This window comes from Nostoc sp. (assembly GCF_036917235.1).
Lineage (GTDB): Bacteria > Cyanobacteriota > Cyanobacteriia > Cyanobacteriales > Nostocaceae > Nostoc.
Map to the genome: position 1 here is coordinate 60871 of NZ_JBALDU010000104.1, position 16124 is coordinate 76994.

Sequence of the window (16124 nt, forward strand, 5' to 3'; positions counted from 1 at the left end):
GAATCGACGTATATTTACAAACAGCAACAAGGTTCCATAATGATAGATTGGCTTTACCGTTACCCACCTTTGTATTCCGGTATTTTACTCAAGCGTTACAAGCGGTTTTTTGCTGACGTTCAACTTACTTCTGGCGAAATAGTGACAGCACACTGTCCCAATACAGGGCCAATGATTGGAGTATCGACTCCCCAAAGTGCGGTACAGCTTTCCAAAAGTGATAATCTTAACCGCAAATTGGCTTACACTTTAGAACTAATTCAGGTACATGACAATGAGCCGACTTGGGTAGGCATAAATACTTTTTTACCCAATCGGGTGGTAAAGCTAGCTTTGGCGAAACATCTTTTTCCAGAATTGGGCGACTATAGCCAAATCAAGGGTGAAGTAGTTTATGGGTTAGATAAAAAAAGTCGAGTGGATTTTTTCTTGACGGGGAGTGATGAGGAACGCCCGATTTATTTAGAAGTGAAAAATACAACTTTGTCTGATGGGAGATTAGCCTTATTTCCTGATACGGAGACTACAAGAGGGCAAAAGCACTTGCGAGAACTGATGGCGTTGTTACCTTTGACTCGTGCAGTGATGCTTTACTTTATCAATCGCGGTGATTGTATCGAGTTTTCCCCAGGCGATCGCACAGATCCTATATATGGTAAATTATTGCGGGATGCGATCGCTCTGGGTTTAGAAGTCTTACCTTGCCGTTTTGACATTTCCCCCGAAGGTATCTGTTATTTGGGTTTGGCAAAACTCAAAATTTGATGACATCTAATTAAGAGAAGCTAGCAATTGCAACGTTTCTACACGCATAAAACAATAAATCCATCTAGTCCTGTCTAGATGGATTTATTGGTAGTTGATGTTTACTAAAAAACATTCAACCAGACTGTAATGAAGAAGCGACTATAGGTAGTCGTCACGTCATAAATAGCATTTGCTATTCTGACGTTTGGTTATGCAGGAATCAAAACTGTGTCAATGACGTGGATGACACCGTTATCAGCAGCAACATCTGCTGTTGCAACTGTTGCATCATTGATCTTAACGCCATTAGAAGCGTCAATTTTTACATCTGAACCTTCAACTGTTTTAGCTGTCTTCAGCTTAACTACATCAGCAGCAAGTACCTTGCCTGAAACAACATGATAGGTCAAGATTTTCTTGAGCTTTTCAGGATCTTTCAGTAATGCGTCTACTGTACCTGCTGGAAGCTTGTTAAATGCTTCATCGGTGGGTGCAAAGACGGTGAATGGCCCTGCGCCTTTAAGTGTATCTACCAGACCAGCTGCTTGGATTGCTGCAACTAGTGTCTTGAAAGAACCATTGTTGGTAGCAGTGTCAATTATGTTGGCCATGTGTTTTACCTAGTTCTGTGTAACTTGTTACAAATCTAAACTACTAGTTTCATAAAATCTATCTATCATTAGGCGTATGTTAAATCATTTTTTTTATTGTTAGCATGAAACCTTATATACTTTTTTATACAAATAAAGAATTATATGTACATCGTCCAGGTGGATTAGTTATAAGCATTGCTGGATGCGTAGTTTACCGCCGCAGGCATCGCTCTTTTTTACACAGTGCTAGAGGCGATCGGGCGATCGCATCCAAAGATTATCAGAGCAGCGCTCACGTACCAATAAAGTTAGTTATATAGATGATTAAAATATTTGGTTGGTATAAATCAAGCTTTAGATATTTAGGATCAATATGAAAATTTTATAGCATAATTCTTACTCTGTATACAAAAAAACGCTATTTAGAGAATTTAAATATACTTGCATTAACTTTTTGTCATGATTTATTAACCAAAAAAATTGGTAATAATCGTATTTAACTGATATTATTTCATCACTAAATACATTTCACTTACTGTTTGTGTAATTCCACTTGGAAATAAAAAACGGCCCATCACACCAATGCTTTTAGCAATTGTGATTAGCCGTTTATTTCCAAAATTTATGATGCGTAAGATTTACGCCAAAACCTCCTCTAACTCCCATTTATCTATATCCTCTACCTTCTGTGTGGTTGGTATTTCTGTTGACTGTACGTAAGTCAGGTATGTCAGCAATGAGACTTTTAGGTAATATTTTCCCCAAACTATAACTTTCATGAACAGAAGAAGACTTATTGCTTGGATTGCTACAGCAGTTAGCAGCATGATGCTGGTAATAGGCTTGCAGTTCGTTAATTTATCACCAGCAAGCTCTGTAACCACACTTAACGTGTATGCGGCTGTCAGCTTAACAAACGCGCTGAATGTCATTGAGACTCAGTACCAAAATGCTAACCCAGGCGTCAACGTTGTTTATACGTTTGGTGCTTCTGGTACTTTACTGAGTCAAATACAAGCAGGAGCGCCAGCAGATATTTTCATTTCTGCGGCTACCAACCAAATAGATGTATTGCAGAATTCAGCCCCAAGTAAATTGGTTGCAGGTAGCCGCAAAAACGTTGTCAAAAACCGTTTAGTTTTGATTGCGCCTACGACATCTCCCGTTAGTGCTGGTAGTGCTGCCCTCACTAGCTTCAATGGTTTGACCAATGCCAACATTACTGGTATTGCGATAGGTGATTACACAGGTACTCCTCCAGTTGTGCCAGCAGGAAATTATGCCAAACAAGTTCTCACTAGCCGAGGTATTTTTACTACTCTCAGTCCTAAATTATACCGTGCTGCCAATGTGCGTGCCGTCTTAACTGCTGTTGAAAATAAAACTCTTGTAGTTGGAGGTATAACTAAAACTATCAGTGCAGGTGCTGTTTATAAAACTGATGCGGCCATTTCTAACAAGGTAAGAGTCGTACAAACTGCCCTCACAACAGAGAGCGATTCGATTGTTTATCCACTGGGTATACTCACCAGAACTAAAGTTTTAACGACGGCACAGAGTTTTTCTAACTACTTAAGTGGTAGTACAGCTCAGAATATCTTCAAAAATACTTACGGGTTTATCCTGCCTTAATCACCAGAAAGTAAATCAATCAAGTACTCGTTGTCGTGAATTTTGAACTATTTGGAGTTATGTCTTGTGAAGTTCACTAAAAAACTCTCAATTATTGTTTGTAGTTTGACTACTGCCTTCCTTCATACTGCTGTGATTACTAATACTTATAAATCAGCAGCACAAGCTGAAAGACAAGAACTGATTATCAACGGGGGATTTGAATACGACTCTCTTATAGATCCAACTAATCCCGAAACTACAAATCCTAATGTTACAGGATGGGTTAAATCTGGTAATCCAATAGATATATCAGGTACTAAAATTGACAATTTTCCTAATACTGGTAAGCAGGGATTATCGCTTGGTGGATTTTCAGCCATTAGCTACATATCGCAAACTATCCCAACATTTCCTGGTCAACGCTATAAACTTACTTACTATCTTGCATCGACAGAAGAAGCACCCGATCTGAACAACAAATTTAAGGTTTTTGTAGGTGGTAAAAAAGTTTATGTTCAAAAAGATACTCTTTACCAATCCTACACACAATACACGTTAAATTTTAGAGCAAAAGGAAGATCCACCGAAATAAAGTTTGGCTACCAAGCCAAGTATGCGTTTTTATATTTGGATGATGTGAGTGTCAAAGCTACACCTGAAAATTAAGTAAAAAACTATGGGGATGAATAAACCACAGGTAGAAGCCTAAGCAATGTCTGGCTCAATAGTGTCAAGAATGCCACTAAAATTCATCTGATTTAAAAACTCCATAATGCGTTTATTGAGAAAAATTGCCTTGGTGTATGAATCATTAACCACATCTATAGCTAACTCTTATAAACCAGAAGAAAGTGTTCATTTTTATTGACACTACTGAAACCCAGCCAGCATTGATGTAACTATCAACTTATTTTCATTGTCAAAATTTAGAATTATTTGGAGTGAAGTTTCATGAATTTAACTAAAAAACTCTCAATTATTGTTTTTAGTTTTACTACTACCTTAATTAGCACTGCTGTGATTACTAATATTTATAATGCAGCACAAGCGGCAGAACTTGTTAAAAACGGAAGCTTTGAACTCGATCCCCTCGTAGATCCTAACAATCCCAACGCTACAAATCTGAATATTACAGACTGGACTAAGTCTGGCGATCCGATGGATATATCAGGGATAAGAATAAGCAATTTTCCTCAGCATAATAGTGGTAATCAGGGCTTATCACTTAGTGGATTTATAGACCTCAGCTACATATCACAGACACTTTCTACACAACCCGGTCAGCAATACGAACTTAATTACTATTTAGCATCTATAGATGAAGCCCCTGACCTTGATAATCAATTTCAGACATTTGTAGGTGGAAATAAGCTTTTTGATCAAAAAGACATTTCTTTTCAACCATACACGCAATATAAGTTCAATTTTACGGCAGATGCATCATCCACAGAGTTAAAGTTTGGGGATTGGGATAAATATGGATTCTTATACTTGGATAATGTGAGTGTAAAACCTGTGCCTGAGCCATCAACTATTGGAGGAATAGCAGTTACTGCTGGATTGTTAGGAATATGGCTGAAGAAAAAGAAAGCAATTAGCGAGAAAGAATAGTCCTTTTTTTACCTTTTGGAAAAGAACAGATCGGAAATCCCTCAAACTACTGTGCGGTAGTTCTGAGGGATTTGGTCATCTTATACTAAAAGTTATTTGCTGAATTCCACCAACTATTCACTTTTGTCTTACCTCAAGTCAATTAGCCAAAAATGTTTCAACTACCGATTTTTATTAGTAGCCTCTTCCATTTGTTTTCTCAAACTTAAAGGTCTCATATCAGTCCATACTTCTTTAATGTATTCCAGACACTCTGATTTGAGTCCACTTTTACCTGCATCTGTCCAACCGAGAGGATTTTCTCTCTCAACAAACCAAATCGAATACTGTTCTTCATGATTAACTACAACTTTATAAATTGTTGTATCTTCGGAAGTAGCTTGACTCATTTTTTTTCTCCGATTAATTTATATTACTCAACTAAAATTTTAAACAGAAGTACGAGGAGGCAAAAAACCTCCAGACCTTAGTTGTTCTACACTATCTTTAACAGCTTGAATAATGTGGTTGATATCTTTATCTGTATGTGCTGTGGATAAATAACCGCTAATACCTAAAAGGTGAACTCCTTTATCAAGCAGATGATATTTTAATAAGCTCATAGCAACTGAAGCAGTAGAATTATCTTCAGAAAGTTCTACAGATGCAGAACCAAATAGTGAACCAAAGTTTGCCATTTTTAACGGTAGTTTTTCGGCTGTAAAATAATTATTCAAATCAGTAACGAATTGTGTTGTACGCTCATTCAATTTATGATGCAATGATAAACCTTCACTTTGCAGATATTTGAGTACTGCTTTTGCAGCAGCCATTGCTAATGGATGTTTACAAAAAGTACCTGCAAAAAATGTTTTTTTTGTTTGAGGGTAGGAATCATCGCCATAGTTCCATACACCACCATCAATTGCATCCATATATTTACTTTTTCCAGCAATTATCCCAATGGGTATTCCTCCACCAACAATTTTTCCGTAGGTAGCAATGTCTGCTTGTACGCCAAAATATGCTTGTGCGCCACCAGGATGAATGCGAAAACCTGTAACCATTTCATCAAAAATTAAAGCAATTTCAGTTGCTTGTGTTAATTCCCGTAATTGGTACAAAAATTCCTTTGGCTGTAAAGCTGGTCTACTTGTTTGTACAGGAACTACTAAAACTGCTGCTAATTCTTGTTGATGAGTTTTGATAATTTCTAATGATTCTGGGTTAGCATAATCTAACACCAAAACATCATTAACAAAATTTGGTAAAACTCCTGATGATAATGGAATTGCAGATTGATTATTTTTTGCATTATTACCTTTAACTAAAGTACCATCAAAATGACCATGATAAGAACCAGAAAATATCACGATTTTATTACGTCCTGTAACGGCTCTAGCAATGCGGATAGCAGTCATTACTGCTTCTGTACCCGTATTGCTAAAACAAACCCGTTCCATCCCAGTAAGTTGAGCAATTAACTCAGCCACTTCACTAACAAGTTCTGATTGGGGGCCAATTTGAATTCCTTTATCCATTTGGGTAATTAAAGCCTCTTTAATAAAAGATGGGTTATGACCAAAAAGATTAATTCCCAATCCCATCATTACATCGACATATTCATTACCATCTACATCCCATATTTTGGAACCCAAAGAGCGATTAGCAACAATGGGATAATACATTTCTTTCAAGAGTAAATTAAACTCTCCTAAATTTTTATCATCAGATAAAAATAGGCGAGAATTTTGACAAATTTGCTTTGATGTTTTTGTGCGATCGCTGTAGCTATTGATAAAATATTGTAAGTACTCTTGCTGCTGCTTAGTAAGTCCGGCTACAGCTAGCAGCTTAGTTAGATTGTCTGAATTTTGAGGTAATGTAACTGGTTGTGCATTCATAAAGTTTCTTCTTTTGATTTATAATCGCAATGTATTATTTGGCTACAATTTTACATTTCTTAAATAGGCATACGCTTGTAGCAAATAAAATAATTACTACCAGGTGTTTGAGATATTCCTAAATCATGGTAACTGTTCACGGGGATAACGAGAAAATAAGAGTTACAGGCAAATTAGTGAGATGAGTTAGGCTTGTTTCCTCCTGCTCTAGGGCTTGATAGTCGCTCAAACCCTCTTAACTCCGTATCCTCCCTGAACGCTTACAAATCATGATGTGCATCATAACTGCTAATGTCGGTCGCTAAATCCAGTAGTTTCTAAAGCAGATATAATTTCTTCTTTGGTATAACATTTCTCTAAAATAGTGCTATTGAAACGCTGCCAAGTTTCCTCTATCAACGAGAATATAGTCAAGTTGATATCATTATATACGCGTGCAAAAGGGTTATAGTCAGTATAACGAGTTATCGTATTCATAGAGATGTGTCCTAATTTTATTCAAAAAATTGTCAATTAATTTGTATTTTCATGAGAATTTGTATTGCTTGGAAAGTTTTTTTCAAAGCAATGACCTGTTTGGATTTTTTTATTCCGACTTGCGGCAAACAAAGTATGTAGTACCAGCCTCTCCATTTCTTCCAAAATCTCGTTCGGCATCAAACAAATTAATTTCGATGAATCCCACACTTGACAGTGCAGAAATAACATCTTCCTTGGAGTAGCATTTTTCTATTACAGAATGGTCAAAACGCTGCCATTGATTGTTTGACAATAAACTAAATATCGTAAATTTTACTTGACTAGTTTTGTCTTCTGGATCATAGGTTCGTAGTGCAGCCCAAGCAAATTCATCTTTGATATTGCCAGATAGAGAACCTTCTAAAAAATATTTATACTGCTCTTCTGTATCCAAATCAAAGATGAAGATTCCATTTGGTAATAGTGCCTTATATATATTATGAAATACAACTGTTAATTCCTCAATATTCATCACATAATTGAGGACACAAGTTGCTGAAACAACACCATCAAACGTAGATGGCATTTCAAATGAGCGCGCATCACCAAGTATGAATTCGCCACCAGTGGCATTTTCTTGAGCATAGTGTAACATCGCCTCAGAACCATCGAGTGCGGTTACTTTATATCCCTTTATAAGTAGCTGTTTTGTTAGCTGTCCTGTACCACAACCTAAGTCAAGAATATGCGCTCCATTTGGTAGATATGGTAGAAATAATTTTTCTGTGCATAGCAGTGCTTTCTCAGCAAGTGAAGGTGCCCAATCCTCGTTATATAGTCTGGCAATAGGATCGTAACCGACATAACGGTTGATAGAAGACATAAAATCTTTTTCCTCTCTATATTGTGTATGTATTTTTTTAAAGCAATTAACTTGCAACTTTTGCATTTTTATTTATTTGGCTGTTAAATAACCATTTTCAATTAAATACAAAAAGTAAATCCTCAATAACTGCTCATCAATTTTTGGGCAAACGATAGGCGAACCAGCAAGACCATTAATTGTATTTTTGCAGTCAAACTGTAGAATTACTGAGTTAGATGTTTGCTTCTCTGACTCTCTTGCTGGAAAAAATGGCACTAATGAATATAAAGGATGTTCAAAGGAATCTTGAGTAACATTGAGCAATTTCTCTCGCCATTGGTCATAATAAATCTGCTCAATTGAATAATCCCATGAGCGAATATGGTCTATAAGTGTATTTGAGTGGAGAGTTTGGGGATGAACTAAGTGGAAGGTTTTACCGAGAGATTTTTCCTGTTTCGATAAATGAACTATTGCTTTGCTGACATAATCCACAGGAACTATATTCTCTCTAATGTCTATATCTGGCACACTTCCCAATTGGACACAACCTATTATCAGTTTGTACAAGAAGTCATTACTATTAAAAACACCTGTTTTACTATCGCCAGATATGCGTGATGGTCTATAAATAGAGATAGGAATGCCTCTTTCAGCGGCAGTTTGTAATAATTTTTCAGCTACCCATTTAGTTTGGCAATATCCATTGCTGGGAAATTCATTCTCATTCAGCCTATCCTGTTCTCGTACTAATTTAACTCCCGATTCAACTTTTGAAGATACAACACCAGAACTAGAAATAAAATGTACTGGTTTTGTTTTAATTTGACTAGCTAATCTGAGGATTTCTTGTGTACCCAGAACGTTTGCAGGTTTCATAATAGAGTAGGGATAAATATGATGTACCCAAGCACCATTATGGTAAATGACATCAATTATAGATGCTAACTGTTGAAATTTTTCGGTTTCTAAACCCAAAAGTGGCTTTGATAAATCGCCCACAATGGGAATAATTCTAGAATTCCAAATTTCGTTCCAAATTCCATAAGATTCTAGCGCGTTTTGCAGCTTAATATTGCTCTCAAAAGTTGAATTTCGTACTAAGCAATAAATATCAGCTTTGGTTTGTTGCAGAAGTTCCGCCAGTAAAAAGGCTCCTAAAAAGCCTGTGGCTCCAGTCAGTAAAATAGCGTTGGGTTCAGGGATAAACTTACCAACACTTTGAGGATAAATTGTCTCATCTAAAATAGTTTCAGTTTTGATATCCAAAGTTGGATAATTAACTTCTGTTTGACAAACTCGATCGATATTTTCCGCTAAACCTTCTACTGTAGGTTTCTCTAACAAACTGCGTAAAGATATATCTAAGTTAAAAGTTTCTTTAACTTTGGCAAGTAATTGAGTAGTTAATAAAGAATGTCCACCCAATTCAAAGAAGTTGTCGTAAATCCCAACTTTCTCAACTTTTAAAACTTGCGCCCAGATTTGAGTCAGCGTTTCTTCTACAGGAGTGCGAGGAGGAACAAATTCTCCTATTAAATCTGACCTGACTTGCTCTGGTGCGGGTAGGACTTTTCTATCGACTTTACCATTGGGGCTTCGAGGTAATTCTTTTAGTAATACGATAGCTGATGGAACCATGAATTCTGGTAGTTTATCTTTTACAAAATTGCGGAGTTCATTAACTGTAGTGGCTAATTTTGACTGGGGAACTACATAAGCAACTAAGCGTTTGTTTCCTGGTACATCTTCACGCGCAAGAACTACTGTTTCTTGCACTCCCTGATGTTGATTTAGTACTGCTTCAATCTCGCTTAATTCTATACGGAATCCACGAATCTTTACTTGATTATCAATGCGTCCTAAAAACTCAATATTGCCATCACTGAGATATCGCGCTAAATCACCAGTTTTATACAGACGCATTCCTGGTTGTTGGCTGAAGGGGTGGGGAATAAATTTATCGGATGTGATTTCAGGGTGATTTAAATAACCTCTGGCTAAACCTTCACCACTAATATAAATTTCGCCAGAAACACCAACAGGAACTGGATGTAAGTGAGAGTCTAGTATATATATTTTTGTATTGGCTATGGGACGACCAATGGATATTTGCGTTCCGGTTTCTAGAGAATGGTATACACTACTCCAAACAGTTGCTTCTGTTGGCCCGTACTCGTTAAATAGAGATGTTTCTGACTGTAATTGAGAATGATGTTCTACCAATTCTGGCGGACAATATTCACCTGCAACTATAATAGCACGCAGGGAATTTAACTCTTCTGGTTTTGCTTGTTGCAATATTAGAGCATATAGAGAGGGAAGACTTAATAAATGGGAAACTCTATTTTGAGAAATTAACTCTACGAGTTTAGTGACTTCTCGTTGTACACCTTCTTCTGGTAAATGTAGAGTTCCGCCACAACAAAGTGTCCAGAAAATACCCGCAATAGAACTATCAAAAGCAAAGGATGAAAGTAATAAGAAGCTGCTGACAGGTTCTTGATAGTAGGTAATACGTGCAGTTGTGGAGTGAACTAGGTTACGATGTGCGATCGCAACTCCTTTAGGCTTACCTGTAGAACCAGAAGTATAAATTACATAAGCTAAGTTTTCGGGAGTTACTGTTGGAACGGGTGCTTCCTGACTCTCCTCTGCAATAGCTTCCCAATCTGTATCTAAGCAAATTGTCTGTGCATCGTGGTTGGGTAAGCCTTCCAGGAGATGCTGCTGAGTCAATAATATGGATACTTGAGTATCCTCTAGCATGAAAGCTAAACGCTCTTGGGGATAGTGCGGATCGAGGGGAACATAAGCACCACCAGCTTTGAGAATACCCAAGATACCTACAAGCATTTCTAAGGAACGTTCCACACAAATTCCCACTAATACTTCTGCACCTACCCCTAACTTTTGTAAGGAATGAGCTAGTTGATTTGCACGTGTATTCAGTTCAGCATAAGTGAATTGTTGGTTGTTAAATACAACAGCAATATTATCTGGTGTACGTTCTACTTGCTCTGTAAATAGCTGATGAATACATTTATTTTGTGGATAGTCTGCTTGAGTTTGATTGAACTCAAATAGAAGCTCATGTAGGGTGCGATCGCTTAAAATTTCTAATTCACTGATTGAACCTTCTGGATCATACGTGGCACTTTCTACTAACTTGTGAAATTGCTCTACTAAACCTGCGATACTATGTTCAGAAAAGAGGTTATAGTCATAATGAAATTCTGTATTCAAAAAATCCTTCTGGCGTCTACAAGAGAGTTTAATTTTGAAACGCTCAGTACAGGTATCAAGCTTGAAAATTGAAAATGAGATATTACCTGCACAATGCTTTGTATCTTCTTCTGTAAAATCAAAACCCACACCAAAAAAAGGCAGAATATCTGATTTATTATCTCCTTCGGATATTTGTTCCCAAGTAAAACACTCTTGCCATTTGTCGATACATTCTACAGACTCATGCACTTGCTGTAAGATTTGACTAAACTTAAAATTACCTTCTAAATGACAATTAAGTGGTAAATATTTAGCAAATAGTCCCAATGCTCCTTTAAGTTCCTCATATTTTCTGCCATTAAATTCCTTGGCGATGATTATCTCAGATTGTCCACTCAGTCGCCAAAGCAGAACCAGCCAGCAAGTTAGATAAAAGTTAGATGCAGAAGTCTTATAATTCTGAGCCAATGTTTCAATATTAGCTACCAGTTCTGGAGTAATAACTGAATCTACTAATTTTGGTTGAAATTTTTGTTGGTTCGAGAGACGATTTTCAAAAGGAAGCTGAAAACTGTCAATAGTAGAGAAGTCTTGCTGTTGCCAATATTCTCTGCCTATTTTTGTTTCTTCTGCTTCTAATATTTGATTTTGCCATTCTGAAAAGTCTGCATACTGAAGTGGTTCTTCAGATAATTCTTCATCCAACTTTCCTAAGTAAGAAAGAGCCAGTTCTTGTAATAAACAATTAAGAGTGACACTATCTGCACAAAGAGCAGGCAAACTGATAAATAATATATACCTATCTGGCGAAATAGTTACCAAATATGTATGTAAGATTAAACCTTTTTCAAACTCAAAACTTTGTTGTTTAATTTTTTGAAAAATTAACTCAACCTGTGTCTCTTGTTCTTGAGGTTTGAAATTACTAATATCGGATTTATTCTCTAAAATGACCTTGCTATCTGTAATTACCTGTACCGGAATATTCATTCCAGGTAGACAAATAAAATTGGTGCGGAGAATTTCATAGCGATTGACAACATTTTGCAAAGCCAATTCTAAATTATTGACATCAATATTTCCTTCAATCAAAATTGCACAATCGCTACAATAAGCAAAACTTTGGTCAATTTGTTGTAGCAACCATAAATGCTCTTGCTGAGGTGAAAGTCTAAACCCCTCGATACTTTCTACTTGCATATTTATACCTCAGTGTTAGTTAAATACTTTGTGGTGTATAAGGTTCAGCCATTCCGACTAAAATTTTTCTGGGAGGAACAAATGGCTGACGAGCATGTATTGATAACATATTATCCAACATCAATACATCTCCTTTTTGCCAAGAAAAAGTGACCATTTCTTCTTGATAAGCAGCTCGCAGTTCAGCTAAGACTGATGGCTCAATTGCAGAACCATCACCGTAATATGTGTTAGTTGGTAAATCTTCTTCTGGCAAACTTTTCAATAACGATTCACGTATTGTTGGTTCCAATGTAGAAACGTGAAAAAAAGTTGCGTGATTAAACCAGACCATTTCACCTGTTTGAGGATGCTTGAGAACAGCTGGCCCAACTTGTCTAGTTCTTAAGCGATCGCCTGCTTTCCATTCAACCTCAATTCCATTGGTTTGGCAATACTCTTCTACCTTAGTTTTGTCTGTAGCTTGAAATACAGTTTGCCAAGGAAGACCAAATCCATCGCCAAAGTTACGCATATACATAACTTGCTTTTCAATGAAGCGATCGCGTATTTTGGGATCAATGCGCTCAAAAACTTTTCGACAACTACCAATTGGAGTTTCTCCTCCCTCCGCCGCTGGACTCACACAAAAAAAGAAGATTTTCAACGGAAACGTAGGCGAGTAAGCATGTTCATTGTGAGGAAAAATACTTTGGTCAGCAGGGTAGTCAGTTGAAGTATAAATTCTCCCACCCACTTGAGTTCGTGGAGATGCCCGATAGCGATATTCTAATGCTTCTCCACAAATCGCTGCGATAATTTGCTCAAATTCTTCTATTGAATTAACTTTGAAATCACGAAAAAGAATCGCTGCATATTTTAATAATTCACTTTTCAAATATTCACGATTATTCTTAGCCCAATCTTGTAGATTGACTCCCTTCACACTAGGCTTAATCACCAACGAGAAGTTAGTATCTGACTTTAGAAATTCAGTTTTAATTAACTTTTCTGTGGATATATTAACAGCTTTCCGTCTCACAGAACCTAGAGATTCAATTTTTGTCATGATTTTTATTATCTTTTTTTGATTATCTACTCATTCTACGTTTAACGTTGGTTAACTTTTGTTGGATAGTATTTTGATAAGCTTCTTCTCTAGCAAAGTTATGTTTCTTATCTAGTTCATTGAGAATTATCTTTAATTCACTTAATTTTGTTTCTGGGTGTGTCGCAATCTTATTTAGAAGTATTGCAAAATTATTTGATAATCTAACAATGCTGCCCCGATCAAATAGATCAGTGTTATATTCCCATACACCAAATAATCCCTGCTCCGTTTCGTTTAACTCCAACAACAAGTCAAACTGCACTGTTTTGTTTTCAACCTTCAAAGATTTGATACTTAAGCCTGGAAGTTGTAAAGAAGGAGTTTGAGTATTTTCCAAAACAATTTTGACTTGAAATAACGGTGTGCGGTTCAACTCTCGTTTTGGATTCAGAACATCAACCAGTTTGTCGAAGGGTAAATCCTGGTGAGCATAAGCTTCTAAAGTCATTTCGCGGACTCGTTCTAACAACTCTACAAAAGTAGGATTTCCTGATAAATCTGTACGCAACACTAATTGGTTAACAAAAAACCCGATTAACTCTTTAGTCTCAGCTTGATTGCGGTTGGCAATATCAGTACCAACAACGATATCTTCTTGATCGGTGTACCAGTGCAGCAAAGTCTGAAAAGCCGCCAACAGAATCATAAACAGTGTGATACCTTGGCGCTGATTCAGAGCCTTTAGCTTCTCAGATAAAGTTTTGGGTAGAACCAGAGCCTCCCTAGCTCCTGAGAAAGTCTGGATAGGCGATCGGGGGTGATTACTAGGCAGTTCCAGAACAGGAAGTTTACCGCCTAATTGCTTTTGCCAGTAAGCAAGTTGAGTTTCTAGTCGCTCTCCCTGTAACCACTGTCGTTGCCAAACAGCAAAGTCTGCATACTGAATTGAGAGTTCCGAAAAGGGTGAGGGTTTGCCATGAGAAAAAGCTTCGTACAAAGTTGCAATTTCGTGAATCAGCACACCTATAGCCCAGCCATCAGCGACAATGTGATGCATGGTCAACAATAATGCATATTCTGCTGCGGCTAATTGTAGTAGAGTAACTCGCAACAAAGGCCCTTTGGTTAGGTCGAAAGGCTGTCGCGCTTCTTCACTTGCCAGTCGCAAAATATCAGTTTCCCTTTGCTCTTGAGAAAGCTTTTGTAAATTTACCACTGGTAGTTTGAAGCTCAAACTTGGAGCAATAACTTGCAGAGGTTGCCCGTCAACTACTGTGAATGTAGTTCTTAAAACTTCATGCCGTCTCACAACTTCGTTAAAGCTTTGCTCCAGCGCCGCTACATTTAAGCATCCCACAAGACGCATGGGTTGAGAGATGTTGTAAGCACTGTTCCCAGGCTGTAACTGCTCGATAAACCATAACCTTTGCTGGGCAAAAGATAGGGGAAATAAGTTAGATTCTCGACTTTTACGAACTATTTGTGGTTGTGAAAAGACGTTGTCTTTTTTCTTGTGAAGACGTTGTGCAAGAAGCTGAAGTTTTTCTGGGGAAAGACCAGCGATCCGTTGCGAAAGGTCACTCATTTTAATTCCCTACTTTTACCTTTGATGAGATACAAGATGGTCTTCTGGCGAGCCGATCATTCTGTTAGGAAAATTTCCGAATAAAAACATATCTAAAAAATCCATTTCAATATCAGTCAGTTCAGGCTTGTAGAAAATTAACAGTAGAACTACTCTTGGAGTATCGCTATAATTCCATGCTGTATGTTCATATGAAGAATCAAAAAATAGACACTTTCCTTCTTCCCAAGTACGAGACTCACCAGCAACGCTAATACCACATTTTTCAGGGATGGTAATACCGAGATGGCAGGTAATCTGAAAATTATTTGGATCGCGATGAGGTTTAATTATTTTGCTAGGTTTTAAAACTGATAATGCTGCATTTGTTATTCTTAAATATTTTGAAATATTGTCTAATAATTTTACTATCTCTGGTATATATATAGTAACTTCATCTACTTTTTTACCCGCCTCTATTATCTCGATCGTATCCCATGCCCCTTCATTGACACCCAAGTAATTAAATGGTTTTAGTAGGGTTTTATTTTTTATAATTTCCAGAGTTTCTTGATTAATTATTTGATATCTATTCTCTAGCAGTTTAATACTAGGCAAATCACTCATATCATACCAAGCTTTTGACGTTAATCCTGCTACTTGAAAGCCTTGTTGATCGGGAGTTGGATTAGCAGATAATCTACCATAAGCCATGTCTATTGAAAGCTCTATTCGCTTGATAGAAGTTGTTCCGAACTGTTCCTTCAGTTCGGTCAATTTATTTTGACTCTTAATGTAAAATTTTTCTTCATCTTTGATATGCCATAAAAGTTTTACTAGAAAAATTGATGTTACAGTTACTCCGACAATCCCAGCTAAAAATAAGGGAATAAAAGCAACTATGAAATGGTTATTGCCTTGATAAAGTAGTAGCAGAGTATGAGTTGCATAAGCGCCACTCAGACAGAACACAGTTATTGGCATAATAAACCATCGTTGAAAAATTATTCTGGTTGAAGAGCTATGACTAAATGTTATTTGTGATAAAGCTTTCCAGAATAATCCTATCCACAAAGTTAAGATTAGATAGAGAAATAATAAAGGTATGCTAATAATTACATCAAAAATCTCAACTCTACCATCCAAATCAAATACAAATAACAAAAGAAAGAATAACCCTGTTAAAAAAACACTTAATTGGCATATCAATAATGCAGATAAGTGTTTTTTACCATTGAGATTGTACAAATTTAGCATGACTATTTTTCCTTGATATGTTGGATTTGTATGGCATCTTTAAAAGCTTAATTTTGGTGCAATTAACTTGATT

At 36.8% G+C, this 16124-nt stretch carries 14 protein-coding genes; 5 read left to right on the plus strand and 9 right to left on the minus strand.

The features are described 5' to 3' along the window. Window positions 1-39 precede the first annotated feature (39 nt). A complete protein-coding gene (gene sfsA, locus V7K44_RS29895; RefSeq protein WP_334937205.1) occupies window positions 40-765 on the plus strand; it encodes a DNA/RNA nuclease SfsA in 726 nt (241 codons plus the stop codon). 191 nt (window positions 766-956) lie between these two features. Here the strand turns inward: sfsA and V7K44_RS29900 are convergent, their stop codons facing one another. Beyond that, window positions 957-1358, minus strand: coding sequence for a fasciclin domain-containing protein (locus V7K44_RS29900; RefSeq protein WP_334937207.1), 402 nt, complete (start codon window positions 1356-1358; stop codon window positions 957-959). A gap of 104 nt (window positions 1359-1462) precedes the next feature. On the opposite strand from V7K44_RS29900, the gene V7K44_RS29905 reads away from it, so the two are divergent. From V7K44_RS29905 to V7K44_RS29920, 4 genes are all read left to right on the plus strand, one after another. Beyond that, window positions 1463-1660 (plus strand): hypothetical protein, encoded by a 198-nt coding sequence (locus tag V7K44_RS29905; RefSeq protein WP_334937209.1) that lies wholly within the window; start codon window positions 1463-1465, stop codon window positions 1658-1660. A 457-nt stretch (window positions 1661-2117) separates the two neighbouring features. Next, on the plus strand, window positions 2118-2972 hold the full coding sequence (modA, locus tag V7K44_RS29910) for a molybdate ABC transporter substrate-binding protein (RefSeq protein ID WP_334937210.1): 855 nt from the start codon (window positions 2118-2120) through the stop codon (window positions 2970-2972). A gap of 66 nt (window positions 2973-3038) precedes the next feature. Further along, window positions 3039-3620: a DUF642 domain-containing protein gene (locus tag V7K44_RS29915; RefSeq protein ID WP_334937212.1), complete on the plus strand. Its 582-nt coding sequence runs from the start codon at window positions 3039-3041 to the stop codon at window positions 3618-3620. A gap of 285 nt (window positions 3621-3905) precedes the next feature. After that, window positions 3906-4565, plus strand: coding sequence for a DUF642 domain-containing protein (locus V7K44_RS29920; protein WP_334937214.1), 660 nt, complete (start codon window positions 3906-3908; stop codon window positions 4563-4565). Between the two features lie 161 nt (window positions 4566-4726). On the opposite strand, the gene V7K44_RS29925 is transcribed toward V7K44_RS29920, so the two are convergent. The 8 genes from V7K44_RS29925 to V7K44_RS29960 form a co-directional block, all read right to left on the minus strand. Beyond that, window positions 4727-4954, minus strand: coding sequence for an MbtH family protein (locus tag V7K44_RS29925; RefSeq protein WP_334937216.1), 228 nt, complete (start codon window positions 4952-4954; stop codon window positions 4727-4729). A 39-nt stretch (window positions 4955-4993) separates the two neighbouring features. After that, the gene (locus V7K44_RS29930) at window positions 4994-6448 is read right to left on the minus strand and encodes an aspartate aminotransferase family protein (RefSeq protein WP_334937218.1); all 1455 of its coding nucleotides are present in this window, start codon (window positions 6446-6448) and stop codon (window positions 4994-4996) included. A gap of 288 nt (window positions 6449-6736) precedes the next feature. Beyond that, window positions 6737-6925, minus strand: a complete 189-nt coding sequence (locus V7K44_RS29935) for a hypothetical protein (RefSeq protein ID WP_334937220.1) — start codon at window positions 6923-6925, stop codon at window positions 6737-6739. 109 nt (window positions 6926-7034) lie between these two features. After that, window positions 7035-7856: a class I SAM-dependent DNA methyltransferase gene (locus V7K44_RS29940; protein WP_334937222.1), complete on the minus strand. Its 822-nt coding sequence runs from the start codon at window positions 7854-7856 to the stop codon at window positions 7035-7037. A gap of 6 nt (window positions 7857-7862) precedes the next feature. Then, entirely contained in the window at window positions 7863-12200 is a 4338-nt protein-coding gene (locus tag V7K44_RS29945) for a non-ribosomal peptide synthetase family protein (protein WP_334937224.1), read from the minus strand. Between the two features lie 19 nt (window positions 12201-12219). Beyond that, on the minus strand, window positions 12220-13248 hold the full coding sequence (locus V7K44_RS29950; RefSeq protein WP_334937226.1) for a TauD/TfdA family dioxygenase: 1029 nt from the start codon (window positions 13246-13248) through the stop codon (window positions 12220-12222). Window positions 13249-13270: 22 nt separating this feature from the next. Continuing rightward, complete coding sequence (locus V7K44_RS29955; RefSeq protein ID WP_334937228.1) at window positions 13271-14815, minus strand: condensation domain-containing protein; 1545 nt, start codon at window positions 14813-14815, stop codon at window positions 13271-13273. A gap of 15 nt (window positions 14816-14830) precedes the next feature. Next, on the minus strand, window positions 14831-16051 hold the full coding sequence (locus tag V7K44_RS29960; RefSeq protein WP_334937230.1) for an aspartyl/asparaginyl beta-hydroxylase domain-containing protein: 1221 nt from the start codon (window positions 16049-16051) through the stop codon (window positions 14831-14833). Window positions 16052-16124 lie beyond the last annotated feature (73 nt).

Excerpts from the sequence above, each read along its gene's own strand:
- V7K44_RS29945 (WP_334937224.1), bottom strand. The coding sequence starts at position 12,200 with ATGCAAGTAGAAAGTATCGAGGGGTTTAGACTTTCACCTCAGCAAGAG.
- V7K44_RS29905 (WP_334937209.1), top strand. The coding sequence starts at position 1,463 with ATGAAACCTTATATACTTTTTTATACAAATAAAGAATTATATGTACAT.
- sfsA (WP_334937205.1), top strand. The coding sequence starts at position 40 with ATGATAGATTGGCTTTACCGTTACCCACCTTTGTATTCCGGTATTTTA.
- V7K44_RS29930 (WP_334937218.1), bottom strand. The coding sequence starts at position 6,448 with ATGAATGCACAACCAGTTACATTACCTCAAAATTCAGACAATCTAACT.
- modA (WP_334937210.1), top strand. The coding sequence starts at position 2,118 with ATGAACAGAAGAAGACTTATTGCTTGGATTGCTACAGCAGTTAGCAGC.
- V7K44_RS29955 (WP_334937228.1), bottom strand. The coding sequence starts at position 14,815 with ATGAGTGACCTTTCGCAACGGATCGCTGGTCTTTCCCCAGAAAAACTT.
- V7K44_RS29950 (WP_334937226.1), bottom strand. The coding sequence starts at position 13,248 with ATGACAAAAATTGAATCTCTAGGTTCTGTGAGACGGAAAGCTGTTAAT.
- V7K44_RS29925 (WP_334937216.1), bottom strand. The coding sequence starts at position 4,954 with ATGAGTCAAGCTACTTCCGAAGATACAACAATTTATAAAGTTGTAGTT.
- V7K44_RS29900 (WP_334937207.1), bottom strand. The coding sequence starts at position 1,358 with ATGGCCAACATAATTGACACTGCTACCAACAATGGTTCTTTCAAGACA.
- V7K44_RS29935 (WP_334937220.1), bottom strand. The coding sequence starts at position 6,925 with ATGAATACGATAACTCGTTATACTGACTATAACCCTTTTGCACGCGTA.
- V7K44_RS29920 (WP_334937214.1), top strand. The coding sequence starts at position 3,906 with ATGAATTTAACTAAAAAACTCTCAATTATTGTTTTTAGTTTTACTACT.
- V7K44_RS29940 (WP_334937222.1), bottom strand. The coding sequence starts at position 7,856 with ATGCAAAAGTTGCAAGTTAATTGCTTTAAAAAAATACATACACAATAT.
- V7K44_RS29960 (WP_334937230.1), bottom strand. The coding sequence starts at position 16,051 with ATGCTAAATTTGTACAATCTCAATGGTAAAAAACACTTATCTGCATTA.